Source organism: Xanthobacter sp. NM-59 (assembly GCF_021401125.1).
Lineage (GTDB): Bacteria > Pseudomonadota > Alphaproteobacteria > Rhizobiales > Xanthobacteraceae > Xanthobacter.
Map to the genome: position 1 here is coordinate 400,021 of NZ_JACBFQ010000001.1, position 23,230 is coordinate 423,250.

The 23,230-nt window shown below is 67.7% G+C and carries 21 protein-coding genes, 2 tRNA genes and 1 riboswitch; of the genes, 6 read left to right on the forward strand and 17 right to left on the reverse strand.

The annotated features are described in order from the left end of the window. Position 1: 1 nt before the first annotated feature. Both L0966_RS01870 and metA read right to left on the reverse strand, forming a co-directional pair. A complete protein-coding gene (locus L0966_RS01870; protein ID WP_234050152.1) occupies positions 2 to 1,309 on the reverse strand; it encodes a diguanylate cyclase in 1,308 nt (435 codons plus the stop codon). 205 nt (positions 1,310 to 1,514) lie between these two features. Next, positions 1,515 to 2,441, reverse strand: coding sequence for a homoserine O-succinyltransferase (metA, locus tag L0966_RS01875; protein ID WP_234050153.1), 927 nt, complete (start codon positions 2,439 to 2,441; stop codon positions 1,515 to 1,517). Positions 2,442 to 2,480: 39 nt separating this feature from the next. Further along, positions 2,481 to 2,592, reverse strand: a riboswitch (SAM-I-IV-variant riboswitch). A gap of 114 nt (positions 2,593 to 2,706) precedes the next feature. On the opposite strand from metA, the gene tam reads away from it, so the two are divergent. After that, a complete protein-coding gene (gene tam, locus L0966_RS01880) occupies positions 2,707 to 3,483 on the forward strand; it encodes a trans-aconitate 2-methyltransferase (protein WP_234050154.1) in 777 nt (258 codons plus the stop codon). A 56-nt stretch (positions 3,484 to 3,539) separates the two neighbouring features. On the opposite strand, the gene L0966_RS01885 is transcribed toward tam, so the two are convergent. From L0966_RS01885 to L0966_RS01905, 5 genes are all read right to left on the reverse strand, one after another. After that, positions 3,540 to 4,325 carry a MetQ/NlpA family ABC transporter substrate-binding protein gene (locus tag L0966_RS01885; RefSeq protein WP_234050155.1) on the reverse strand — a complete coding sequence of 262 codons (786 nt, stop codon included), beginning with the start codon at positions 4,323 to 4,325 and terminating at the stop codon, positions 3,540 to 3,542. 88 nt (positions 4,326 to 4,413) lie between these two features. Then, on the reverse strand, positions 4,414 to 5,100 hold the full coding sequence (locus L0966_RS01890; protein ID WP_234050156.1) for a methionine ABC transporter permease: 687 nt from the start codon (positions 5,098 to 5,100) through the stop codon (positions 4,414 to 4,416). After that, positions 5,093 to 6,178, reverse strand: coding sequence for a methionine ABC transporter ATP-binding protein (locus tag L0966_RS01895; RefSeq protein WP_234050157.1), 1,086 nt, complete (start codon positions 6,176 to 6,178; stop codon positions 5,093 to 5,095). Before L0966_RS01895 ends, L0966_RS01890 begins: the two co-directional genes overlap by 8 nt. Before the next feature lie 350 nt (positions 6,179 to 6,528). Next, a complete protein-coding gene (dmeF, locus tag L0966_RS01900; protein ID WP_234050158.1) occupies positions 6,529 to 7,491 on the reverse strand; it encodes a CDF family Co(II)/Ni(II) efflux transporter DmeF in 963 nt (320 codons plus the stop codon). Between the two features lie 38 nt (positions 7,492 to 7,529). Then, positions 7,530 to 7,811, reverse strand: coding sequence for a metal/formaldehyde-sensitive transcriptional repressor (locus L0966_RS01905; RefSeq protein ID WP_234050159.1), 282 nt, complete (start codon positions 7,809 to 7,811; stop codon positions 7,530 to 7,532). A gap of 193 nt (positions 7,812 to 8,004) precedes the next feature. Here L0966_RS01905 and aliB point away from each other — a divergent pair, with 193 nt between their 5' ends. The 3 genes from aliB (at position 8,005) to badI (ending at position 11,751) form a co-directional block, all read left to right on the forward strand. Then, a complete protein-coding gene (gene aliB / locus L0966_RS01910) occupies positions 8,005 to 9,180 on the forward strand; it encodes a cyclohexanecarboxyl-CoA dehydrogenase (RefSeq protein ID WP_234050160.1) in 1,176 nt (391 codons plus the stop codon). 63 nt (positions 9,181 to 9,243) lie between these two features. After that, positions 9,244 to 10,869: a cyclohexanecarboxylate-CoA ligase gene (aliA, locus tag L0966_RS01915; RefSeq protein ID WP_234050161.1), complete on the forward strand. Its 1,626-nt coding sequence runs from the start codon at positions 9,244 to 9,246 to the stop codon at positions 10,867 to 10,869. Between the two features lie 84 nt (positions 10,870 to 10,953). Further along, positions 10,954 to 11,751, forward strand: a complete 798-nt coding sequence (badI, locus tag L0966_RS01920) for a 2-ketocyclohexanecarboxyl-CoA hydrolase (RefSeq protein WP_234050162.1) — start codon at positions 10,954 to 10,956, stop codon at positions 11,749 to 11,751. Between the two features lie 51 nt (positions 11,752 to 11,802). Here badI and L0966_RS01925 read toward each other — a convergent pair whose 3' ends face one another. Beyond that, positions 11,803 to 12,306 (reverse strand): MarR family winged helix-turn-helix transcriptional regulator, encoded by a 504-nt coding sequence (locus tag L0966_RS01925; protein WP_234050163.1) that lies wholly within the window; start codon positions 12,304 to 12,306, stop codon positions 11,803 to 11,805. Between the two features lie 138 nt (positions 12,307 to 12,444). On the opposite strand from L0966_RS01925, the gene L0966_RS01930 reads away from it, so the two are divergent. After that, positions 12,445 to 13,212 (forward strand): glucose 1-dehydrogenase, encoded by a 768-nt coding sequence (locus L0966_RS01930; RefSeq protein WP_234050164.1) that lies wholly within the window; start codon positions 12,445 to 12,447, stop codon positions 13,210 to 13,212. Positions 13,213 to 13,434: 222 nt separating this feature from the next. Here L0966_RS01930 and L0966_RS01935 read toward each other — a convergent pair whose 3' ends face one another. The 6 genes from L0966_RS01935 to L0966_RS01960 form a co-directional block, all read right to left on the reverse strand. Beyond that, positions 13,435 to 13,719, reverse strand: a complete 285-nt coding sequence (locus tag L0966_RS01935; RefSeq protein ID WP_234050165.1) for a hypothetical protein — start codon at positions 13,717 to 13,719, stop codon at positions 13,435 to 13,437. A 141-nt stretch (positions 13,720 to 13,860) separates the two neighbouring features. Then, positions 13,861 to 14,526: an SH3 domain-containing protein gene (locus L0966_RS01940; RefSeq protein ID WP_234050166.1), complete on the reverse strand. Its 666-nt coding sequence runs from the start codon at positions 14,524 to 14,526 to the stop codon at positions 13,861 to 13,863. A 102-nt stretch (positions 14,527 to 14,628) separates the two neighbouring features. Then, entirely contained in the window at positions 14,629 to 15,345 is a 717-nt protein-coding gene (locus tag L0966_RS01945) for an ABC transporter ATP-binding protein (RefSeq protein WP_234050167.1), read from the reverse strand. Then, on the reverse strand, positions 15,342 to 16,496 hold the full coding sequence (locus L0966_RS01950) for an ABC transporter permease (protein ID WP_234050168.1): 1,155 nt from the start codon (positions 16,494 to 16,496) through the stop codon (positions 15,342 to 15,344). The genes L0966_RS01945 and L0966_RS01950 overlap by 4 nt, the downstream gene beginning before the upstream one ends. Next, complete coding sequence (locus L0966_RS01955; RefSeq protein WP_234050169.1) at positions 16,493 to 17,797, reverse strand: efflux RND transporter periplasmic adaptor subunit; 1,305 nt, start codon at positions 17,795 to 17,797, stop codon at positions 16,493 to 16,495. The genes L0966_RS01950 and L0966_RS01955 overlap by 4 nt, the downstream gene beginning before the upstream one ends. 138 nt (positions 17,798 to 17,935) lie before the next feature. Beyond that, positions 17,936 to 18,604 carry a DUF3313 domain-containing protein gene (locus L0966_RS01960; RefSeq protein ID WP_234050170.1) on the reverse strand — a complete coding sequence of 223 codons (669 nt, stop codon included), beginning with the start codon at positions 18,602 to 18,604 and terminating at the stop codon, positions 17,936 to 17,938. A 333-nt stretch (positions 18,605 to 18,937) separates the two neighbouring features. On the opposite strand from L0966_RS01960, the gene L0966_RS01965 reads away from it, so the two are divergent. Then, complete coding sequence (locus tag L0966_RS01965; RefSeq protein WP_234050171.1) at positions 18,938 to 21,943, forward strand: outer membrane protein; 3,006 nt, start codon at positions 18,938 to 18,940, stop codon at positions 21,941 to 21,943. 53 nt (positions 21,944 to 21,996) lie between these two features. Here the strand turns inward: L0966_RS01965 and L0966_RS01970 are convergent, their stop codons facing one another. From L0966_RS01970 to L0966_RS01980, 3 genes are all read right to left on the reverse strand, one after another. Beyond that, complete coding sequence (locus L0966_RS01970; protein WP_234050172.1) at positions 21,997 to 22,665, reverse strand: SGNH/GDSL hydrolase family protein; 669 nt, start codon at positions 22,663 to 22,665, stop codon at positions 21,997 to 21,999. Positions 22,666 to 22,889: 224 nt separating this feature from the next. Beyond that, positions 22,890 to 22,964 (reverse strand) — tRNA-Val (locus L0966_RS01975). 85 nt (positions 22,965 to 23,049) lie between these two features. After that, positions 23,050 to 23,124 (reverse strand) — tRNA-Val (locus tag L0966_RS01980). Positions 23,125 to 23,230 lie beyond the last annotated feature (106 nt).

Sequence of the window (23,230 nt, forward strand, 5' to 3'; positions counted from 1 at the left end):
TTCAGGCGCCGCCGATGGGGGGCTGGGCGATGCGGAACGTGTTTCGTCCGCCCAGCTTGGCTTCATAGAGGGCGGCGTCCGCCGACATCAGAAGAGCCTGGCGGTAGCTGGTGATGTCGCCGGCCTTGGGGATTCGCGTCAGTGTGGAGCCGCCAATGCTGACGCTCAGGGTCCCAAGGTCGCTCGCCTCGTGTGGAAGCTGAAGGTCGAGCACCGCCAGCCGAACCCGCTCGGCCACCACGCCCGCGCCGGCGCGATTGGTCCCCGGCAGAACGATCACGAACTCTTCGCCGCCATACCGGCACACGGCATCGCGGGGGCGCGAGCAGGCGCTGGCGAGAGCCTTCGCCACCTCGCGCAGGCTCCGGTCACCGGCCGCGTGCCCGTAATGGTCGTTGAAGCGCTTGAACTGGTCCACATCGACAATTAGCAGGGACACGGGCAGGGCATCGCGCCGCGCCGCGCTCAGCTCCATCCGGAAGATCTTCTCGAACTGCCTGCGGTTGAACAGGCCGGTCAGATAGTCCCGCTCGGCCAGCAGCTGGAAGCGGCGATTGGCGGAGGTGAGGCCGCGGATGGCGTTGTCGTAGTCGGTGATGTCCACCAGGGCGATGGAGCCGCCCACCACGTCGCCCTCGCCGTTGCGCACCGGCTCCACGGACATGCGGAACGAGCGGCCGCGCCATCTCACCTCATGTTCGCTCACCTCGCCGCCGAGATCGAAGATCTTGATGTTGCGCTCGAAGTGCTGCGCGGCCTCGGGTGAGAATTCGGCGACAGGCAGGCCGATGATGCGCTCGGCCGGCAGGCCGGCGGTGCGCGCGAACTGGCCGTTGACGCGGGTATAGTGTCCTTGCCGGTTGACGACGCACAGCGCCACCGGCGCTTCCGTATAGAGCGTCTTGGGATCGAGGAGGTTCTTTTCCTCCGCGGTCTCGGCGGTGATGTCGGTGCTGACACCGAAGAAGCCATCAGGCGCACCGTCGTCGCGCCGTACCGGTGCGCCACTTACCTCGAAAACGCGAGAGGAGCCGTTCGCATGCTGCGTCTTGTGGACCAGGTTTTCAATGGAACGGCCTTCAGTCACCGCGCTTCTAAAGATGCTTTCGAAGTCGGGCGTACCATTATTGGGCAGAACGGAGAAATACTCCCGCCCCATTATATCATCTGCGCCGAGGCCGAGCAGAGGGCGGGCCGCGGACGAGGAAAAGCAAAACTCACAATTCTTGTTGAGCTGCCACACCCAGTATTGAGACGCCTCCGTGGCGCGCTGCAACGGCACCTCGTCCAGAACGTTGCTTTGATCCATGGCCAATTGGGGTCCCGCGCCGCAGCTCCAGCTTTATCTACGATCGGAAGAACTTTATAGTTCTTTTGTATTAGGCTACCGTGAAAACTCTAGGTTGGCAGGCAGGGATTGTCAATGTATACTTCTTGGCTGCATTGCACGTCTGGGCGCCTCGTTGAAGCCCGCGCAACGGGGGGCCGCCGCGCAACCTCCTGGCTGGTGAAGCTTACGCATCCGACTGCCCGACGCGTTCCAGCTCGAACGGCGTGCTCTGGTACATCTCATTGATCCAGTTGGCGAATAGCAGGTGCGCGTGGCCGCGCCAGCGATTCTCCGGCGGTGTCTGCGGATTGTCGTCAGGGAAATAGTGGGCTGGAAGGGGCGTTCCGGGCTCCTTCGCCGCGTCCCGGAAATATTCGTTGGCCAGAGTGGCCGCGTCGTATTCCAGGTGATTGAACATGTGCAGCGCCCGGTGGCGCGGATCGTCGAGCAGGCACAGGCCGGTCTCCCGGGAGTCGGCCAGCACGATCAGGCCGCTATCGGCGGGAATATCGCGCGCGCGGGCCTCCGCCCAGCGGGAGACGGGAACCCGGAAGGTGTCCGGAAATCCGCGCAGAAAAGGCGAGGCGGGCTGCAGGACGCGGTGGCGATAGAGCCCGAACGCCTTTTGCCCCAGAGTGTGCTTCGGCATGCCGTGGAAGTGCCGCACCGCCGCCAGCGCCGCCCAGCAGATGGTGAAGGTGCGGTGCACATGGGTTTGGGTCCAGTCGAACACGCGGGAGAGCTCGTCCCAATATGAAACCTCGCCGAACGGCAGGTGCTCCACCGGGGCGCCGGTGACCACGAGGCCATCGAATCGCTCATGCTCCACCTCCGCCCAGGGGCGGTAGAAGGCGGACATGTGGTCTTCGGGGGTATTGCGGGAGACGTGCTCGGTGATGCGCACGAGCGTCAGTTCGACCTGTAGCGGTGTTGCCCCCAGCAGGCGGGCGATCTGCACTTCGGTGGAGATCTTGTCCGGCATCAGGTTGAGGAGAGCGATGCGCAGGGGGCGGATGTCCTGCCGGATGGCGTCGCCTTCGCTCATCACCATCATGCCCTCGGCCTCCAGCGTGCGGCGGGCGGGCAGAAGGTCGGGAATCTTGATGGGCATGGCGTCGTCCTCGGGCCTGTCGGGACTGACGCTGGGTGGCTTGATCCGTTGGTTTGCCGGCTCGGCCACATCCTCTCTGCTGGAAGAGAGTACCACCTTGCCCGGACCGGCAGGTTGGTGTTGGGCGTCGCCCCAACTCTGGATGTGAGGTCGTCTCTACTCTTGCACCGGGCCTTTGGCAACGGCGAAACGCCATGCGGTTGCGAGGTGATCCTTCCGCAAGGTGGTGATGCTATTGTATCCGACCGCCGTTCAGGAGACCCCCATGGCCGATTGGAATGCCCAGCAGTATCTGAAGTTCGAGGACGAGCGCACCCGCCCGGCGCGGGATCTGCTGGCACAGGTGTCGCTGGATCAGGCGTCGTTCGTGGTGGACCTCGGCTGCGGTCCGGGCAACTCCACGGAGCTGATCGCGGCACGCTTCCCCGATGCCGAGGTGCTGGGGCTCGACACATCGCCGGCCATGCTGGAGGCGGCCCGCAAGCGCCTGCCCCGGGCGCGTTTCGAGATTGGCGATGCCTCGACCTTCACGCTCCCGCGGCCAGCCGATCTCATATTCGCGAATGCGGTGTTGCAATGGGTGCCGGACCATGAGGCGGTCTTTCCACGCCTTTTGTCCCTGCTTGCGCCCGGCGGGGTGCTGGCGGTGCAGATGCCCGACAATCTGGACGAGCCCTCCCACGTGGCCATGCGTGAGACGGCGATGACCGGGCCCTGGGCCCGCAAGCTGCGTGATGCCGTCGCGGCCCGTACCACGCTGCCGCCGCCCACCGCCTATTATGACCTGCTGATCAATTCCGCCCAGCGAGTGGACATCTGGCACACCATCTACAACCACCCCCTGGCCAGCGCGGCGGCGATCGTGGAATGGGTGAAGGGCACCGGGCTGCGGCCATTCATCGATCCGCTGGAAGGGGATGAGAAGGCCCAGTTCCTGGAGGAATACCGCCAGCGCCTGGTGGGCCCTTATCCCATGCGGGCGGATGGCAAGGTGCTGCTGGCCTTTCCGCGGCTGTTCATCGTTGCGCGGCGTGGATCCTGAGGGGCCGGCGCGCGGTGGCGCGCCGGGTTTTCGTGTCAAAGCGGCGGGAGCTGGGCTCACCAGCTCGGCAGCACCGAGCCCTTGAAGGTGTCGAGGATGAAGGTCTTCACCTCGGGCGACTGGTAGCTTTCCACCAGTGTCTTCACCCAGGGCTTGTCCTTGTCCTCGGTGCGCACGGCGATGACGTTCACATAGGGGCCCTTGGGGTCCTCGCGCAAAATGGGGTCCTTCACGGGGTCCAGGCCGGCTTCCTTGGCGTAGTTCGTGTTGATGCCGGCGGCATCCACGTCGGGCAGGGCGCGGGGGAGCTGGGCGGCATCGATCTCAACGAACTTGAACTTCTTCGGGTTCTCCACGATGTCCGCCACCGAGGCCTTCACGCCGGCTTTCGGGTCGAGCTTGAGATAGCCCTTGTCGGCCAGAAGCAGCAGCACGCGCCCGCCGTTGGTGGGGTCGTTGGGAATGGCGATGCTGGCGCCGGCGGGGATGTCGTCGAAGCTCTTATACTTCTTGGAATAGACGCCGATGGGGAAGTTCACCGTGTAGCCCACGGGGCTGATCTTGTAACCGCGATCGGCGATCTGGGCATCGAGATAGGGTTGGTGCTGGAAGGAGTTGGCCTGGATCTCCCCGGCTGCCAGGGCGGCATTGGGCACCACATAGTCGGAGAATTCGACGATGGTGATGTCGAGGCCCTTCTTGGCGGCGATGGGCTTCACCGCCTCCAGGATCTGTGCGTGGGGGCCGGGGGTGACGGCCACCTTGATGGCCTCGGCGCGGGCGGCGGCCGACAGGCCGGTCAGGCCCAGCGCGGCGGCAAGGGCGAATGCGGTGAGCTTCATGGATGTCTCTCCGTCAGGGTGAGGGGGATGGCCGCGTCTGGGACGAGGCCAGATGTTGGGACATGGGGCAGGCTTCAGGGCCGCCGGTTCAGCCGCGATGGCGCTTGTCGAGCCGGCGGGCCAGGCTGTCGCCCAGGGTTTGCACGCCCTGAACCAGCAGGATCAGGACCACGACCACGGTGGCCATCACCTCGGGCATGAAGCGCTGGTAGCCAAAGCGGATGCCGAGATCGCCCAGGCCGCCGCCGCCCACCGCGCCCACCATGGCCGAGTAGCCCAGCAGCGACACCACGGCGAGGGTCAGCGCCAGGGTGATGGACGGCAGCGCCTCGGGCAGCAGCACCTTGGTGATGATCTGCAGCGGGCCCGCACCCATGGCGCGGGCAGCCTCCACCAATCCCTGGTCCACCTCGCGCACGGACGCTTCGATGAGCCGGGCGATGAAGGGCGCCGCCGCCACCGTGAGCGGCACGATGGCCGCATTGGTGCCGATGGAGCTTCCCGCCACCAAACGCGTGAAGGGGATGATGGCCACCACCAGGATGATGAATGGCGTGGAGCGGGCGGCGTTCACCACCAGGCCCAGCACGCCGTTGAGCCACGGCGCGGCGAGCAGCTCGCCCGAGCGGCTGGTGGCCAGGAACACGCCCAGCGGCAGGCCGACGAGCGTGCCCAGCAGGCCCGAGACCAGCACCATGTAAAGAGTCTGCTTGGTGGCCTCGATGATGAGGTCAGTCATGGCCGGCGAGAGGAGGCCGAAAGTCCAATCAAACATAGCCAAGCACCTCCGCGTCGAGGTTCAGGCGCTCCACCGCGTTGGTCACGGCGGACAGGGTGGCGGCGTCGCCGGGCACCGAGATGACGATGACACCGAACGGCTTGCCGGCAATCTCGTCCACCTGGGCCTGGATGATGTTGAGGTCCAGCCCCAGCAGGCGCGACACCCGCGAGAGCACCGGATCGGTCGCATGGTCGCCCGTGAATACGATGCGCACGAGAGCCTCGCGGCCCGGCCCCGGCTCGCTCTTCAATCGATCCGCGACATAGGGGGGCAGGCTGGCGCCGGTGAGGTCGGAGAGGAAGGCGCGGGTGGTCGCGTGGCGTGGATGGGCGAACACGTCATAGGTGGCGCCTTCTTCCACGATGCGTCCGCCGTCGATCACCGCCACCCGGTCGGCGACGGCCTTGATCACCGCCATTTCGTGGGTGATGAGCAGCACGGTCAGCTTCAGCTCGGCATTCACCTTGCGCAGCAGCGCCAGGATTTGGCCGGTGGTTTCGGGGTCGAGGGCCGAGGTGGCCTCGTCGGAGAGCAGAACGCGGGGGCGCGTGGCGAGGGCGCGGGCGATGCCCACGCGCTGCTTCTGCCCGCCGGAAAGCTCGGCCGGATAGCGCTCGCGCTTGTCGGCGAGGCCCACCAGCTCCAGCAGCGGCTCCACCCGGGCCTTGATCTCCTGGCGGGCCAGGCCGGCGATCTCCAGCGGCAGCGCCACATTGTCATAGGCGGTGCGGCGGGCGAGAAGGTTGAAGTGCTGGAAGATCATGCCGATGGAGCGGCGCTCGGCGCGCAGCGCCTTCTCGGAGAGCGCGGCGACATCGGTGCCCGCCACCACCACACGGCCGGAGCTGGGTCGCTCCAGCCCGTTGACCAGGCGGATGAGGGTGGACTTGCCAGCGCCCGAGCGGCCAATGACGCCGACAATGGCACCCTCCGGCACAGCCAGGGAAATGTCGGACAGCGCTGTCACCGGCACCTGGCCGCGCCGGCCGGCATAGGTCTTCTCGACCTTGTCGAACAGAATGACCGGCGCGGCCGTTTGCGGGTCCGGCGCGGTCGATGAAGGGGCGTTCACGGGAGACTCCGTGGTGGCGTCCGGGAGGTGTTCGTCAGATCGAATGTTCGGAAAGGGGGAACGGAGAGTCGACATGACGCGCGGCCTCGGGACGGGAAGGGGTTATCCGCCGGCGCACGTTGGAGGTAGGAATATGGCCTCACTCTGCGGCTGGCAGCCGATTCACAGAAATGAGCGACACATCGACATGGTTGGCCCGTCCATTCAGCAGCTGGATTGGCCCTGACTATCGTTCGTTTTAACGAACGCGTCAAGGTCGCCGAAGTAAGCCTATGGACTGAGTTGAAAATCTTCACACCCCAGTGGGAGGGGCGGAGCCGTCGCCCCTTGTGCCACGCGCTGTGCCGTCTTCAGCGACACTCTATCGTGAGGTGCACGATCTCGTCGACGGGGGCGAGGTGCTCGCGGATCGTCTGCGGATCGAGATTCTGTCCGCTGACGCTGACAATAGCCGCCCGTGCCTGGGGGCCGATGCGCCACACATGCAGGTCGCGGATGCGCACATTGCCGAGCCGCTCCAGCGCCTCCCGCGCCTCGTCGGCCACATGGGCGTCGGTGGTGTCCAGCAGCACGGCGCCGGTGTCGCGCATGAGGCTCCACGACCAGCGCCCGATCACGATGCCACCCACGATGCCCATGAGCGGGTCGCACCACGCCCAGCCGAGATAGCGTCCGGCCATCAGCGCCACGATGGCCAGCACCGAGGTGAGGGCATCGGCCAGCACGTGAAAATAGGCTGATCGCATGTTGTTGTCGCCGCCATGGGCCGCGTGGCCGTGACCGGCGTGATCGTGCCCATGGTGGTCATGCCCATGGTGGTCATGCCCGTGATGGTGGCCGTGGCCGCCATTCAGCAGCAGAGCGCTCACCAGATTGACGCCAAGGCCCACCACCGCGACCACGATCGCTTCGCCGAACGCCACTTCCACCGGCTCCATAAGCCGCACGATGGATTCGACCGCGATGCCCAGCGCCACCAGGCCCAGCACCAAAGCAGACGCGAAGCCGGCGAGGTCCCCCACCTTGCCGGTGCCGAAGGAGAAGCGCGGATCGTGCGCATGCCGGCGGGCATAGATGTAGGCCAGGGCGGCCACGCCCAGGGCACCCGCGTGGGTCGCCATGTGGAAGCCATCCGCCAGCAGGGCCATGGATCCGGTGATGGTGCCCGCGATGATCTCGCCCACCATCATCACGGCGGTGAGGATGACCACCCACACGGTGCGCCGGGTGTTCTCCTCGTGGTGCGCGCCCAGGAAGACATGGGTGTGGGCCGCGCTTTCGCTGGCGAGGGCCGTGGGGATCGCTTCGGACATGCTCAACTCCTTGCCGGGACCCGGCGGCGTGGGAACGGCTATTTCGCGTAACGGCGCAGGATGGTGGCGAGCTCGTCCGCCCCGCGGGCGCGCTCCTCGTCCGAAAGCCCGGGCCCGGCCACGTGCTCGCGCAGATGGGCCTCGAAAATCTCATCCATCAGGCCATTCACGGCGCCGCGCACGCCCGCCACCTGGTGCAGCAGATCCGCACACTCCGCGCCCGCCGTGAGCGAGCGTTCGATGGCTTCCATCTGCCCGGCAATGCGCTTCACGCGCATCAGTAGGGCGGCATTGTGCTTGGGGTCGCGAGTATGTGCCATGGGATAGGGGGGTACCCTATAAAGCGGGCAAAGAAAAGAGCCTTCTCCACACGGCTGGCGTTGTTGCTATACCGTCATATAGCAATGTATTGACATTTGAATTGGGTGGCGATAGCTTCGCAACTATAGCAATGAATTGATATAAATGTCGCGGCCCGGTGGCTGACGGCATCGAGGAGAGGCAGGGAGGATCATGGCGCAGTCGGAATCCGTTTCCCCCGAGATGTTCGGGCTGACCGCTGATCAGGCAAGCTTCCGCGAGACCACGCGCCGCTTTGCGGCGGAGGTGCTTGCGCCCGGCTACAAGGCCCGGGAGCAGGCCGCCAGCGTGCCGCTGGAGCTGCGCCGGCAGATGGGCGAACTCGGGCTGATCGGTGTGGAGTTTCCCGCCGAATATGGCGGTCTTGGTGCCGACCATGTGGCCGCCGGTGTGGTGCTGGAGGCGATCGCGGAAGGGGATTTCAACGTCGGCTACATCCAGCTGCTGTCGTCCCTGTGCGGCGCCATCGTGGCGCGCCATGCCGCGCCCGACATAGCCGCCGAGATCCTGCCGCGCGTAGTGGCGGGCGAGGCGCTCATCGCCTTGGCCCTCACAGAGCCGCAGGGCGGCTCCGACGCCGCGTCCCTGGCTCTGAAGGCGGTGCGCGAGGGCGATGATTACGTGCTCGACGGCGAGAAGACGTCCATCTCCATGGCCGATCAGGCGGATTGGGCAGTGGTGTTCGCCCGCACCGGCACGGTGGCCGAGCGCGCGCGCGGCGTCTCGGCCTTCCTGGTGGACATGACGCTGCCGGGCATCAGCCGTACCCGCTTCAATGATCTGGGCGAGCACGCCATCGGCCGTGGCTCCATCTTCTTCGACAAGGTCCGTGTGCCCGCCTCCCACCGGCTGGGGGATGAGGGGTCCGGCTTTGTACAGGTGATGCAGGGCTTCGACTTCTCCCGCGCGCTGATCGGCCTGCAGTGCCTCGCCGTAGCCCGGATCTCGCTGGCCGAAACATGGGCTTATGTGAGCGAGCGCAAGGCTTTCGGCAAGCCGCTGGCGGAGAACCAGGGCGTCACCTTCCCGCTGGCGGAGGCTGAAACCATGGTCGAGGCGGCGCGGCTGCTCTGCTACCGCACCCTGGCGGCGAAGGATGCGGGCGTGCCCCACACCAAGGAGGCCGCCATGTGCAAATGGTGGGCGCCGAAACTCGCCTTTGAGGTGGTGCAGACCTGCCTGCTCATGCACGGCCATGCCGGCTATTCCACCGAGCTGCCCTTCGAGCAGCGCCTGCGCGACGTGTTCGGCCTGCAGATCGGCGACGGTACGGCCCAGATCATGAAGCTCATCATCGCCCGCGAGGCGCTGAAGTCCGCGGCCCGCTGACCGGGTGCGGCCACCCCCAAGAAGAAGCCGCACCGGAGGAAACGTTCCCATGAGGACGACATCATGAGCTTTGACCTGCTGCCCTCGGCGCGACGAGCCGCCATGACCGCCGCCGGGCTGTGGCGTGACGAGACGCTGCTCGACCATTTCCGCCGCCATGTGAAGGCGGCGCCGGACAAGCTGGCGCTGGTGGCCACCCGCGCGGAGGCGGGCGACGCCAAGCGCCTCACCTATGGCGCCCTCGACACGCTCTCCGACCGCCTGGCGGTGGGCCTCGCCCGCCATGGGGTGGGAGAGGGGGATGTGGTATCGTTTCAGCTGCCCAATTGGTGGCAGTTCACGGTGCTGCATCTGGCGTGTCTGAAGCTCGGCGCCGTCTCCAACCCGCTGATGGTGATCTTCCGCGAGCGGGAGCTCACCTTCATGCTGGGCCTTGCGGAAACCAAGGTATTCGTGGTGCCGGCCCGCTTCCGCAATGTGGACCATGCTGCGCTCGCGGCCGCCATTCGGCCCAGCCTGCCGCGCCTTGCCCATGTGGCGGTGGTGGATGGCACCGGCCCTGAGGCATTCGACGCCCTGCTGGCCATCGACATCACAGATGCCGAGCGCGCGGCCCTCACCGGACGCCGTCTTTCGCCCGATGCGGTGATCGAGCTGCTCTACACTTCGGGCACCACTGGTGAGCCAAAGGGAGTCACCCACACTTCCAACACCATGCTTTCCAACCTGGTGCCGTTCGCCGAGCGCCTGCATCTGGGCCGGGATGACGTGATCCACATGCCGTCCCCCATGGCCCACCAGCTCGGCTTCATGTACGGCCTGGTGCTGCCGCTGATGCTGGGCGCCACGGCGGTGCTGCAGGACATCTTCGTCGCCGAGACCATGGCGAAGCAGATCACGGCCGAAGGCGCCACCTTCACCATGGGCGCCACGCCGTTCCTGAACGATCTCGCCGACTACTGCCTTGCGAGCGGGACGCACACCTCGACCCTGAAGATCTTCGTCTCGGCCGGCGCGCCCATTCCCCGCCCGCTGGTGGCGAAGGCGCGCGAAGCGCTGGGGGCGGCCGTCATCTCGGCCTGGGGCATGTCCGAGAACGGCGCCGTCACCACCGCCCGGGTCGAGGACCCGGAAGAGAAGGTGACCGGCACGGATGGCTGCCCGCTGCCCGGCATGGAGGTGCGGGTGGTGGACCTTGCAGGCAAGGGCGTGCCGGCGGGCGAAGAGGGCATGTTGCAGGTGCGCGGCTGCTCGAATTTCATCGGTTATCTCAAGCGGCCGGGCCTTGCCCACGTGGAGGAGGGCGGCTGGTTCGACACCGGCGACATCGCCCGCATGGATGAGGATGGCTACATCCGCATCGCCGGCCGCTCCAAGGACATCATCATTCGCGGTGGCGAGAACATCCCCGTGGTGGAGGTGGAGAACATCCTGTTCAAGCACCCCGCCATCGCGGCGGTGGCCATCGTCGGCTATCCGGACACGCGCCTGGGCGAACGGGCCTGCGCCTTCGTGATGCTGCGCCAGGGCCAGAGCCTCACCTTCGAGGAGATGGTGGCCTATCTGAAGGCGCAGAAGATGGCCATGCAATACATCCCAGAGCGGCTGCAGGTGGTGGACGCCCTGCCGCAGACGCCGTCAGGAAAAATCCAGAAATTCCGCCTGCGCGAGATGGCGAAGGCCGGCTGAGTTGGCACCCCGCGGTGCCGATACCGCGCGCTGAACGGGCGCGGGCGGCGCCGCATGCCTGAATTTGATCTTGGGAGAAACGCGATGACTTACGAAGACATCCTCTATGAGGTGCGCCCCGCTGGCGTCGCCCGCATCACCATCAACCGCGCCGACAAGTACAACGCCTTCCGCGGCCAGACGGTGGAAGAGATGATCCACGCCTTCCAGAAGGCGGGCTGGGATCGGAGCATTGGCGTGATCGTGCTCACCGGCGCCGGCGACAAGGCTTTCTGCACCGGCGGCGACCAGAGCGCCCATGATGGCCAGTATGACGGGCGCGGCACCATCGGCCTGCCCATCGACGAGCTGCAGAGCCTCATCCGCGATGTGCCAAAGCCGGTGATCGCCCGCGTGAACGGCTTCGCGATCGGCGGCGGCAATGTGCTCGCCACCATCTGCGATCTCACCATCGCTTCGGAAAAGGCCCAGCTCGGCCAGGTGGGCCCCAAGGTGGGCTCCGTGGATCCCGGCTTTGGCACCGCCTATCTCGCCCGCATCGTCGGGGAGAAGAAGGCGCGCGAGATCTGGTATCTGTGCAAGCGCTACACCGCCGCGGAGGCGCTCGCCATGGGCCTCGTGAACGCCGTGGTGCCCCATGAGGAGCTGGACGCCGAGGTGGACCGCTGGTGCGCCGAGCTCTTGGAGCGCAGCCCCACCGCCATCGCCCTCGCCAAGCGCTCCTTCAATGCCGACACGGAGAACATCCGGGGCATCTCGTCCCTCGGGATGGCGGCGCTCAGCCTCTATTACGATACCGATGAATCCAAGGAAGGCGGCGTCGCCTTCCGCGAGAAGCGCAAGCCCGATTTCCGCCGCCACACCATGAAGCCCAAGGGCTGAAGGCGCAAAGGCGGACGGGGCCGGGCGGCGGCGACGGGGAGCGCCGCCCGGTCACACCACGTTGAGGCCGCCCTTCAGCCGGTCGAGCAACTGCACCAGCAGCACCTGCTCGGCCTCAGTGAGAGGCGAGAGGGCGTGGTTGTAGAAGGCCTCGATGGGCCCGTGCATGGCCTCCCAGGTGCGGTTGCCTTCCTCGGTGAGGCGGATGAGGCGGGCGCGGCCATCGTCGGGGTCCTTCACCCGCTCCACCCAGGCCCGGGCCTCCAGCCGGTCGAGCACGGCGGTGAGGTTCTGGCGGCTGAGCAGCAGGAACTCGATGAGGTCCTTCACGCTCATGCCCTTGGCCCGCACCAGGGGCCGCGCCAGGGCGCCCAGCACCGCCCATTGCTGGGTGGTGGCACCGAAATCGCCCATGTGGCGCGTGCCATTCTTATGCAGGAGGTTCGAGCATTGGTAGAGCCTGAAGAACAAACGGTTCGCCACCTCGAACCGCTCGTCCTCGGGGGAGGGCTCTCGGCGGGCGGAACCGCCGGGCGATGCTGCGGTCGGGCTCATGGCTTCAGGGATCTCCTGCTGGAAGTGTGAACGCCTCCCGGCATATATATCAATACATTGATGTAATCAACGGCATCTCGTGCCGGTCTTCACCAACCGGGATTCCCTACGGATCCCCATAACAGGCGAGAATTCACCGTGAACGACTTCTCTGGCAAGACTATCATCATCACCGGCGGCGGCGGCGGCATTGGCGGGGCCACGGCGCGGCGCTTCGCGGCCCAGGGCGGGAAGGTGGCAGTGTTCGATCGCGACCTGGCGGCTGCCGAGCGCACGGCGGCCGACATCACCGGCAGCGGTGGCTCGGCCCGGGCCTATGCCTGCGACATCACCGACCGTCCGTCCATCGAAAAGGCGGTGGCCGCGGCCGAGGCGGAGCTGGGGCCCATCGATGTGCTGGTGAACAATGCCGGCTGGGATGTGTTCAATCCGTTCCTGAAGACTACGCCCGAGGATTGGCGGCGCCTTATCGACATCAATCTCGTGGGCGCGCTGCACATGCATCATGTGGTGCTGCCGCTGATGGTGGTGCGCAAGGCGGGGCGGGTGGTGAACATCGCTTCCGACGCCGCCCGCGTGGGTTCCAGCGGCGAGGCGGTCTATGCCGCCTGCAAGGCCGGGCTGGTGGCGCTCTCCAAGACCCTGGCGCGCGAGCACGCCCGCGATGGCATCACCTTCAACGTGGTGTGCCCCGGGCCCACCCAGACCGCCCTTTTCGAGGATTACAAGAAGGGCGCCGGCAACGCGGAAAAGCTCACGGAAGCCTTCCGCCGCTCAATTCCCCTCGGCCGCATCGGCGAGCCGGAGGACCTGCCCGGCGCCATCACCTTCTTCGCCTCCGACGCGGCGGCCTATGTCACGGGCCAGGTGATCTCCGTGTCGGGCGGCCTGAGCATGGTGGGCTGAGCCAAGGGTGAGCGAACTGGAGGGGCGGTGCCGCGGGTGCTGCCCCTCTGCGGTGGCGGCGTGGCTGTCGCAGGAAACGCGCTTCGGGCGCGCCGCTCCGCCGGGTTTCGGCCTCGCGGCAGCGGTGAAGGCGCGACGGATCATCGGGCGGGCGGCGCACGCGATCCCTTCTCCGGCCGCGCCGCCACCTTTTTTTGACCCCGGGGATGATGCGCCCGCGCTTCAGCCCTGCGCGGCGTCCGGGCCTTCGTCCGGGTTCTCGTCCTTCGGGCGGCTGCGGTGGGGCTGCCAGGGTGCGGGCGGGCGCTCGGGAATGGGGGGATCGAGCAGGGGATCGGGCGGGGCCGCGTGGTAGACCACCTGAAGCCCGCGCCCGGGCACGTCGCGCACGATCCAGGCGCCACCGTCCGGCTGGGAAATGCGCAGCTCGTCGCGCGTTTGTGTCGCCACCTGCCCCCAGTCGAGATCGAAGCGCATGCCGCGCCACGTCACCTGAAATCCCGCCATCCCCCAGCCTTTCCCGCCGCGCGCTCTTTGGCGCGCGGCTGCGCCACGATGAACGTGGACAAGACCTACACCAGGACCGGGCCAATCCCAACTCTTCCGGCGGGCTGCCGGCGGCGTGGCGGTCGCCGGCAGCACGGGGCTTCAGCGCTCGAAGGTGCGGCTTGTGGTGCCGCCACGGGGGCCGACGCGGCTGACGGAGCAGGACTGGTCGTTGCGGCTGCAGGTGCGCACGCGGGCCGAGGATTGCCCATAAGGCCCGGTGACGGCGCGCGCGGAGGTGCACTGGCCGCCGCTGCAGGTGCGGGCCTGGGCCGCCGCGCCGCCATAGACGCCGGTGGCGGTACGCGTGGCCGCGCAGGCCCCGTTCGCGCACTGCACGGAACGGCTCGTGGAGGTCACGCGGCCGGCGGGGTAGGGCCCGGCATAATACCGGTTCCAGCTCCCGTACCAGGGGTAGCGTCTGTAATAGGTGTCCCAATAGGCCCGGTTGAAGGCGACCACGGTCAGGCCCACCGCTGGCGCGATGGCGGGCGTGAGCACCACCGGCGCGCCGCGATAGACCACCTGGATGTAGTTCGCCGCCACCCAGCCGCGATAATTGCCCATGGAGATGTCGCACCAGGTGTAGCCGGACAGGCAGCCATGGGTGACCACCTGCACGCCGGCCGGGACGAGCGTCACCGCCGGGTAGGAGGTGGACGGGCCGGCGCGGAGGTTCACATTGCTGGTCGCCACCGCCACCGTGGCGGCACTCGCCGCCGTCGAAAGCCCGAGCAGCACGGCCAGGGCCAGGATCAATCGCTTCATTGCTTCGCCACTCCCTTGAGGCGCGGGCGGCAGGCCGCCACGATCGGGAGCAGATAACCCGGCACAGGTCTCGGTCCCCTTACGTTCACGTGGCGATTTGTATCAATTTGTAACGACGGGCTTTTCCGGCGCCGCCTCGCTCAACCGTCCATCGGTGAGCACGATGGTGCGGTCGAACAGGTCGAGGGCGCGCTGGTCATGGGTCACCACCGCCACCGCTGCCTGCCTGAGGTCTGCGATCTCTCGGAACAGGGCCAGAACCTGGCGCCCGCGCACGCTGTCGAGCGCGGCGGTGGGTTCGTCGGCGAGCATCAGGCTGGGTTCGTTGGCCAGCGCCCGCGCCACCGCCACCCGCTGCTGCTCGCCGCCCGAAAGGCGGGCGGGGTGATTATGGAGCCGGTGGCCCAGATCGAGCCCCGCCAGCAGGTGCGCCGCGTAGCGCCGGGCCTCGCGGGCGGGCACATCGTCGATCTCGAGCGCCAGCGCCACATTCTCCACGGCCGTGAGGAAGGGGATGAGATTGGCCTTCTGGAAGATGAAGCCGATGTGCCGGCGGCGGAAGCGCCGCAGCTGATCGAGCTGCGCGCCGGGCCGGGAGACGAGACGGCCGTCGATCATCACTTCCCCGGCGCTGGGCGGCTCCAGCAGGCCGGCGATGAGCAGCAGCGTGCTCTTGCCCGATCCGCTCGGCCCCAGGATGCCCACCACCTCGCCCCGCCGGATGTCGACGGAGACCCCGTTGAGGGCGCGCACCTCGGTGTCGCCGCTGCGGTACACGCGTTCCACGCCCCTCAGGCTGAGTACAGGGGGCGGCGTCATGACAGCACGTCCTGTGCCCGCACCTTCAGCGCGCGGGAGATGCCGAGCAGGCTGGCGAAGCCGCAGATGACCGCCACCGCCGCCGCCAGCGCCGCCACGTCCGGCGCCTCGATGAGCACCCGGCGCGGAAAGAACGGAAACACCGCCTGGGAGAGCGCCAGCCCGGAAAGCAGGCCGGCGGCGCCGATGAGGAAGGCCTGCTGCGCGATCATGCCCACGATCACGCTGTTGTCGGCGCCGATCAGCTTCAGCATGGCGATCTGGTGCAGCTTCTCCATGGTGAGCATGTAGATGATGAGCGAGACCACGATGCCCGTGACCACCAGCAGCACGCTGGTGAAGGCGAGGATCTGGAGCCTCAGCCGCCACAGCCGCTGGTCCAGCAGCAGGCTGCGCTGCTCGGCCTTGCTGAGCACGTTGGCGTCGCCCCAGGCGAGCACGTTCCGGCGCACCGCTTCCATGTCGGCGGCGGGCGCCAGCGACACCAGGACGGCTGAAATCTTGCTGTCCTGGGGCACGGAACTGCGGTTGGCGGAGGCGGGCGCGGCGCCCCGCCGGGCCAGCAGCACTTCCTCGCTGGTGCGGCGCTGGGCGATGGCCACCGCATCGTTGATGGTGACGAACAGCAAACCGTCCCCGGAGGCATCCACCATGCCGCGTGTGAGCCCGACAATGGTGTAGTCATCCTGGCCGAGATGGATGCGATCGCCAATGTCGAGACCGATGCCGGCATCCGCCACCGCCTCATAATGCCCATTGGCGATGGGGCCGCCGCGGATCAGCGGGATCCAGCGGCCGTCATCCTTGGGAAAGTCGAGGCCGGTGATGGCCGCCCGCATCTGCCGGCCATGGGCCGTGAATTGCTGGCTGAACTGCACGAAACGGCGGGTGCCGGCCACCCCGGCAAGCCCCTCCGCCCGCCGGTCCATGGTGGAGGACACCGCCGAGCCCTCCGAGAACGGACCCTGGCGCCCGCCTTGCACGATCCAGAGATCCGCGCCGATGCGCTCGATGACGAGCAGCGCGTCGGCCACGATGCCGCGATAGAGCCCGACCATGCCCATGGAGGACATCATCAGAAAGCCCACGCCCACCGCCGTGAGCAGAAAGCGCAGCAGGTTGAAGCGGATATCCTTGAAGGCGAGGTTCACGGCGCGGCCCGCAGCTGTGTGACCCGCATGCCGGGATAGGCGGAGGCGGGATCCATCAGGACGCGATCCCCGGCGCGGAGCCCGGCGCGCACCTCCACCTGGCCGCCGCCGCTGGCACCGAGCGACACGCGCTGCCACGCCGCGCGCCCGTTGCTCTCCACATAAAGCCCCATGCCCTGCGGGCGCTGCGCCAGCGCCGTGGGCGGCACCGCGAGCACCTTGGCGCGGGTTTCGACCGAGAGGCGGGCTGTCCCGCGCTGGCCCATGGCCCAGTTGTGGGGCAGGCGCCCGGGCGCGACATCCGCGGTGAATTCCCGCGTCTCCGTATCCACCTCCCGCCCGAGGCGCCGCACCGTGCCGGAAATGGGAGCGTCCGCGCCAGCGCCGAAAGTGAGGGTGGCGTGCTGGCCGAGGGCGATGGCGGCGATGACGCTTTCGTCAAACCGCGCGGAAAGCACGATGCTGGCCGGGTTCACCAACTCCACGATGGCGCTTCCAGGCACCACCAGATCGCCGGTGTTCAGCTTGCGCGCCACCACCACCCCACCGATGGGCGCACGGATGGTGGATTTGTCGAGCTGGGCGCGGGTTGCCGCGACGGTGGCGGCCTGGGCGGCCTGGGTCGCCTTCGCCTGGTTCACGGCGGCGTCCGCGCGGGCGAGATCCGCCAGGCTCTGTTCAAGGGCTGTCTGCGCATTTTCCAGCGCCGAGCGGCTGGTGGCACCGCTGCGGATCAGCTCTTCCTGACGATCGAGAGTGGAGCGGGCATTGGCCCGGGTGGCCTCGGCGCGCCGCCGTTCGGCCTCGGCGAGAATGACGGCGGTGCGGGTGGCGCTGTGGGCGGCTTGGGCGGCTTCGAGCTGCGCCTTGAGGTCGTCGGCCACCAGCTCCGCCACCGGGTCCCCGGCGCGCACCCGATCTCCCACATCCACATGGAGAGCGGCCACGACCCCCTGGATGCTGGCGCTGACGCTTGCGCGGTCGAGGGCGTCCACGGTGCCGGGCGCCCGTAATTCGCGCTGAAGAGAGACAGGTTCCGCCACCATAATCGATACCGCGCGCGGCACGCCATAGCGCCACCCCAGCCATGCGCCGGCGGCGGCGAGAACGAACGCGGTGGTGATCAGGAAACGCCGCCCGCCTCGGCGCGGCCGAGAAGGCGGGCGGGGCAGCAGGCGAACCGGCGCCCCCGGCTGCTCGCTGCGCGCGCCGGGCACGGCTGGTCCGGCGTGGTCCGGTTCCAACCCCGCCGGACTGTCCACCGGTGCCTGAGGCAGCGTTTGCGCAAGGGCTGACGTCACTCCCACTCTCCTGTGCGCTGGGCGATCTCGTCATTCATGGTGCGGCGGGCGATTGGCTGTTGTCGGTCCGGGCCGTATCGAACGGTAACGTTTTCAATCGTCTGGCCTCTGGTGGGGGCGCGCCGGGGTGGTTCGCGATCATGGCCGGCCCATGCGCCTCGCGAGCGCTGCCGCCAGCTCTTCCGCTCCTGTCTTCAGGCCCTGGCGCGCGGCATCGAGGGGGCCGAGGGTGGCGCCGATGTCCAGCGCGTTCGGGTACTGCTTGGTGACGTAGGCCCACAGGAGCCCGCCCGTACGGCTGTCGCGCAGCTCCACTGCGTACATCACCACCCCGCTGAAGCGCCCCTCGCTTCCCGTCGCCGCTGCCAGCCCGCTGGCCGCCAGCCCGGCGGGGGTGAGGCGGGTCGCGGTAGCGAGCACGGGAATGCTCGCCTGCGCACCCGTGAGCGTGATCTTGAGATCAGCCACATGGGCGCTCCCCTGGGGCGCCAGCAGGCCCCTGGCGGCGAGCGCGGCGCGGAAGGCCGCTTCCGCAGCCGTGGCAAGCTGGCCCCGTTCGCTCGCCGTCAAGGTGCCGAACTGGTGATCTGCGCCCGCATAGACGGCGATCGGCTCCAGCCGCACGGCGCGATAGGCGCGCAGGTCGGCATTCTGCGCCTCATAGGCATAGGGCACGCGGCGGCTGGCGCCATGGCCGGTCGGCGACAGCTGGGCGGAGGACGACAGAAGCTGATATTTCGTGGGCTCCGGCGAGTTGGCGCATCCGGCAAGGGCGGTGCAGAGGATGAGACCTGTTCTCGCGATCATGCCGAAGATCCGCTCGCGGTGGGGAAGGTGGCGCCCGGGCGCCGGCCGCCTTCGTTCCGACGGCAGCCGGGCGCGACTGTCCCGGCGTCCCGTATCGCGTGGATGATCTGCCGGTGACGAATTGTTTCGCCGCCCGCTGTGGGTGGGGGTGTCCAAGGCGGCGGCGCGCCGGGGGCCCTCGATCCCTGTGGCATCGCGGTAACGCTCCCGGCAATTCGGGCGATTCCGGCTGCCGGGGCTCCGTCCCGTTTGCCCGCACCCCGGCGGAGATGGCACACCATTTTCGCGATTCACATCTGCGGACGTGTCAGGGCGAAGGATAGGGGCGGGGGCATGGGTGTGTCGGTGCTGCGTGGCGTGATGCTGGCTTCGGTTTCCACTCTGGCGATGTTGGCTGCGCCGCTCGCTCTTGCGGCCGATCTGCCGCCGGCATCCACGGTGGGCGAAAGTGGCAACGCCGCCGGCACCGTCACCGCTTCCTGGACCGGCTTCTATCTCGGCACCTATGTGGGATCGGGGCTGGTGGACACCAGCTGGGGCGCGGGCACCGGCGTGCTGGCGCCGACCGCCGTGCCGCCCGGCACGAATTCCGGCTCGGCCTCCGCCGCCATGATCGGCAGCCAGGTCGGCTACAATTATCAGATCGGCAGCTATGTCCTTGGCGTGGAAGGGGAACTGGGTTCCGGTTTCCAGATGTCCCGCACGCGCTGCCTGGGGGACTGGGCCTCGGTGTGCTCGGCGCAGACCGATTATCTCGCCACCCTTGCCGCCCGCCTGGGCTACGCCTTCGACAATGTGCTGGTGTACGGCAAGGCCGGCGCCGCCTTCACCAATACGAGCGTGAACACCACGGGCTTCACCTATGCCGGCCGCTATTCCGGTTCCAGCTTCGAGACGGGCTGGACGGTCGGCGCGGGCGTGGAAATGGGCCTGACCCCGCAGCTCTCCGCGAAGGCGGAATACGCCTATCTCGACTTCGGCTCATCCACCATGGGCCTGAACAGCGGCTTTGGGGCCGCGTCCGCGAACGTGTCGCAATCGGCGCAGATGGTGAAGCTCGGCCTCAACTGGCGGCCCGCGGCGGCGCCGCTGCCGGGAACGGGTGCCGGCCTGCCTGTGCCGGGGCGCGACTGGACCGGACTCTATCTGGGCCTGAACGCGGGCGGCGCCTGGGGGCGGGATGAATGGACCTCCGGCACCGGCTTCCTCGCCGCGGCCGCTACGGGTGGTTCCTTCCCCGGCGAGGGCACCGCCATGGGCCTGCTCGGCGGCGGGCAGGTGGGCTACAATTATCAAATGGGGGCCTGGGTGGTGGGCGCCGAGGTTTCGGCCAGCGCCGCCAATATCAGCAGCTACGCCAAGTGCGTGTCCGGAAATGCGGGCACCCCCGCGAGCTTCGCCTGCCACAACTCGGTGGACTCCCTTGGCGCCATCTCGGCCCGGCTGGGCCAGAGCTGGGGCGACCTGATGTTCTATGGCAAGGCCGGCGCGGCCTGGGCCACGGGCTCCAGCTCCCTGTTCCCCACCTCGGAGACCCAGCATTTCACCAACAGCGGCACCCGTTGGGGCTGGATGATCGGCAGTGGGGTCGAATACGCGCTCACGCAGAACTTCTCGGCCTTCCTGGAATATGACTATTACGACTTCGGCACCCAGTCGCTGGCCTATGCCGGCGCCGGGCGCAGCGCCACCGCCAGCTTCAAGGAGCGGCTGGACGCGGTGCGCATGGGCCTCAACTATCGCTTCGCCTCCGGCACAGATGCGCCGGCCTCCGGCCTCTTCAAGGCGCCGGAGCTGCCCTCGGGCTGGAGCGCTGAGGTGGGCGGGCGCTATTTCGTCAGCACCGGCCGCATGCAGAAGGACCTGATGCATCCGGTCCTTCCCGATCGGCTCAACTCGCGCCTCATCTATGGCAACACCACCGGCCAGTCGCTGGAGACCTTTTTCCGCTTCGAGAACCGTGACGGGTTGTTCCTGAAGGGCTTTGCCGGCCTCGGCACCCTTTCCGGCGGCAGCCTGTATGACGAGGACTTCCCGGCGGACATCGCCTATTCCAACACCATTTCCGATCTGAAGGACGGGCAGCTGGCCTATGGCGCGCTCGATCTGGGCATGGAGCTGGTGAGGCAGGGGGAGAGCAGCCTCGGCGCCTTCGTGGGCTATCGGGCGCTCTACCAGAACGTGAACGGCTTCGGCTGCCGCCAGATCGCCAGCGACACCACCTGCGATGTCGCCAGCCAGCAGGCCTATCCGGCTCTCCTGTCCTCCATCGGCCTCAGCGAGACCGAGACCTGGCAGGGCGTGGCCCTGGGCCTCAACAGCCGCATGCAGCTCTCTGACCGGCTGCGGCTTGAGGTGGATGCCGCCTATCTGCCCTACGCCACCCGCAGCAGCGCCGACAACCACTGGTTCCGCGCGGACATCAACCCGCAGGCGGAAACCGGCCATGGCTGGGGCGCGCAGCTGGAAGCGGTGCTGAGCTATGCGGTGACCGACCGCCTCAACATGGGGCTCGGCGGGCGCTACTGGTATTTCGCGACCAACGAGGCGTCCACCGTGTTCCCCTATTCGGCGCAGCGCTCGCCGATGGCCTTCTATGCGGAGCGCTATGGCGCCTTCCTCCAGGCCTCCTACCGCTTCGGTGATCTGCCGCCGGCGGACGCGACCGGCATGCCGGTGAAGGCGGAGGCGGCGCCCGCGAACTGGACCGGGCTTTATGTCGGCGGTGCGCTGGGCGGCGGAAAGGCCCACTCCACCTATGACTCGCCCTTCGCCACGCCGGTGACCGGCGATGCGGTGGATCTCGGCGGGGCCATGGCCGGGGTGCAGGTCGGCGGCGATTATCAGTGGGGTGCGCTCGTGCTGGGCGCGGAGGCGACGGCGGGCTGGGCCAATGTGGTCGGCACCGACACCTGCTTCTCCACCGCGCCGCTGGGCGCGGAGAGCGGAATCAATTGCGGCAGCCGGGTGAATGCGCTGGGCACGGTCACGGGCCGCGTGGGCTACGCCTTTGACCGGACCCTGCTCTATGCCCGAGGCGGTTTCGCGTGGGACCGGCAGTCGGACCAGGCCAACCTGTTCAATTTCACCGGTTCGGTGCGAATCAACGACAGCACCAATACCGGCTGGACGCTGGGTGGCGGCGTGGACTATGCGCTGCTGCCGAACCTGTCGGTGGGGCTTGAGTACAAGCACTTCGACTTCGGCGGCTCTTCGGCCTTCTCCTCCGCCCAGCCGTGGCCGCTGGCGGGGGTCGATCTCGCGCCCGCCAGCCTCAGGCTCGACATGGTCGCGATGACGGTCAATTACCGCTTCGCGACCTTCGGCGGGGGGCAGTAGCAGAGCGGGCGGGCTGCGGACCGCTTGAGCCTAGGCAAGCGCCCAGGCTGGGCTCAGCGGGCGCAGGCGGACTGGGAGAGGCGGGCGCGCCACAGAACGGTGCCGCCGGCATTGGGGTGGAGCCCGTCCGCCGTTTCCGACGTCAGCGGCGCGCGCACCAGATGGGCACCGGTCTCGGCCGCCAGGGTGCGGATGATCGCATTCTGCTGGGCGATGAAGTCGGTGTCGAAGAGGCGTGTCATCGCCGGGAAGCTGGAATCCAGCGGATTCACTTCGACCAGCGTGAGGTCCTCCGAGGACAGGGACATGACGAGCTGCCGATACTCGGCGGCCCACTTCTGCAGGTCCACACGGCTGCGGGCGGCATCATTCACGCCAATGGCCACCACCACCCGCCGCGGCTGGACCCGGTCCGCGAGCCTGACGCCCTGGCCCAAAAGGTCCGCCACACCGGCGCCGGGCACGGCCGCGTTGAACACTTCTTCACCGCACAGGGTCTGTGGGCTGCTCGCATAGGCGATACTGTCGCCCAGCATCATCACCGGAGCCCGGGTGCCGAACGACTTCAGCTCGTGTTGAATCTGGATGCGCGCGACAAGGGGAACATGCATCGCCGCATAGCCGGCTGCCACCAGCGCAACAGCCGCCGCGATCAGCTTCCAGTGCCGTGGCGAGGGCCGGAGGGCGCGGGGGGCGAGAGCACTGCACGAGGGCATCTGCATCGTTGATGAACCTTTGACTGTTTGAAAATCGATCGGCCTCATGGTCGCGGGCGCTGGTGTCGACGGTGAGACCGGGCAATGTCGTTTGTTTGCCTGAAGATGTCCCTTTGTTTCCGGCTCGTGGGCCGGCAGCGCCAAGGCATGGTCGTTCGCGCGCCACAGTGCGCAACGACGCCCGTGGATGGTAATCTGAGTGATCTTTGTGGGGGATGAATGGCAAAGGATGGTGGGCGATGCAGGGATTGAACCTGCGACCCCTCCCGTGTGAAGGGAGTGCTCTCCCGCTGAGCTAATCGCCCGTACCCGTCGCGAAGCTGAACCAGCCTCGCACCCCGTCCCCGGGGCAGCCATGGCCTTGCGGAAAGCCATCGCCTTTGAAAGGAATGGTGGGCGATGCAGGGATTGAACCTGCGACCCCTCCCGTGTGAAGGGAGTGCTCTCCCGCTGAGCTAATCGCCCATTCCAATCGTGGAGGAGCGCTTGTTAGGGCGAGGGGGGGCTGGTGTCAAGGGGAGCGGTCGCGTCGCGACGGAATGCGCCGGCCTATCCACAAGTGTCGGGCGGT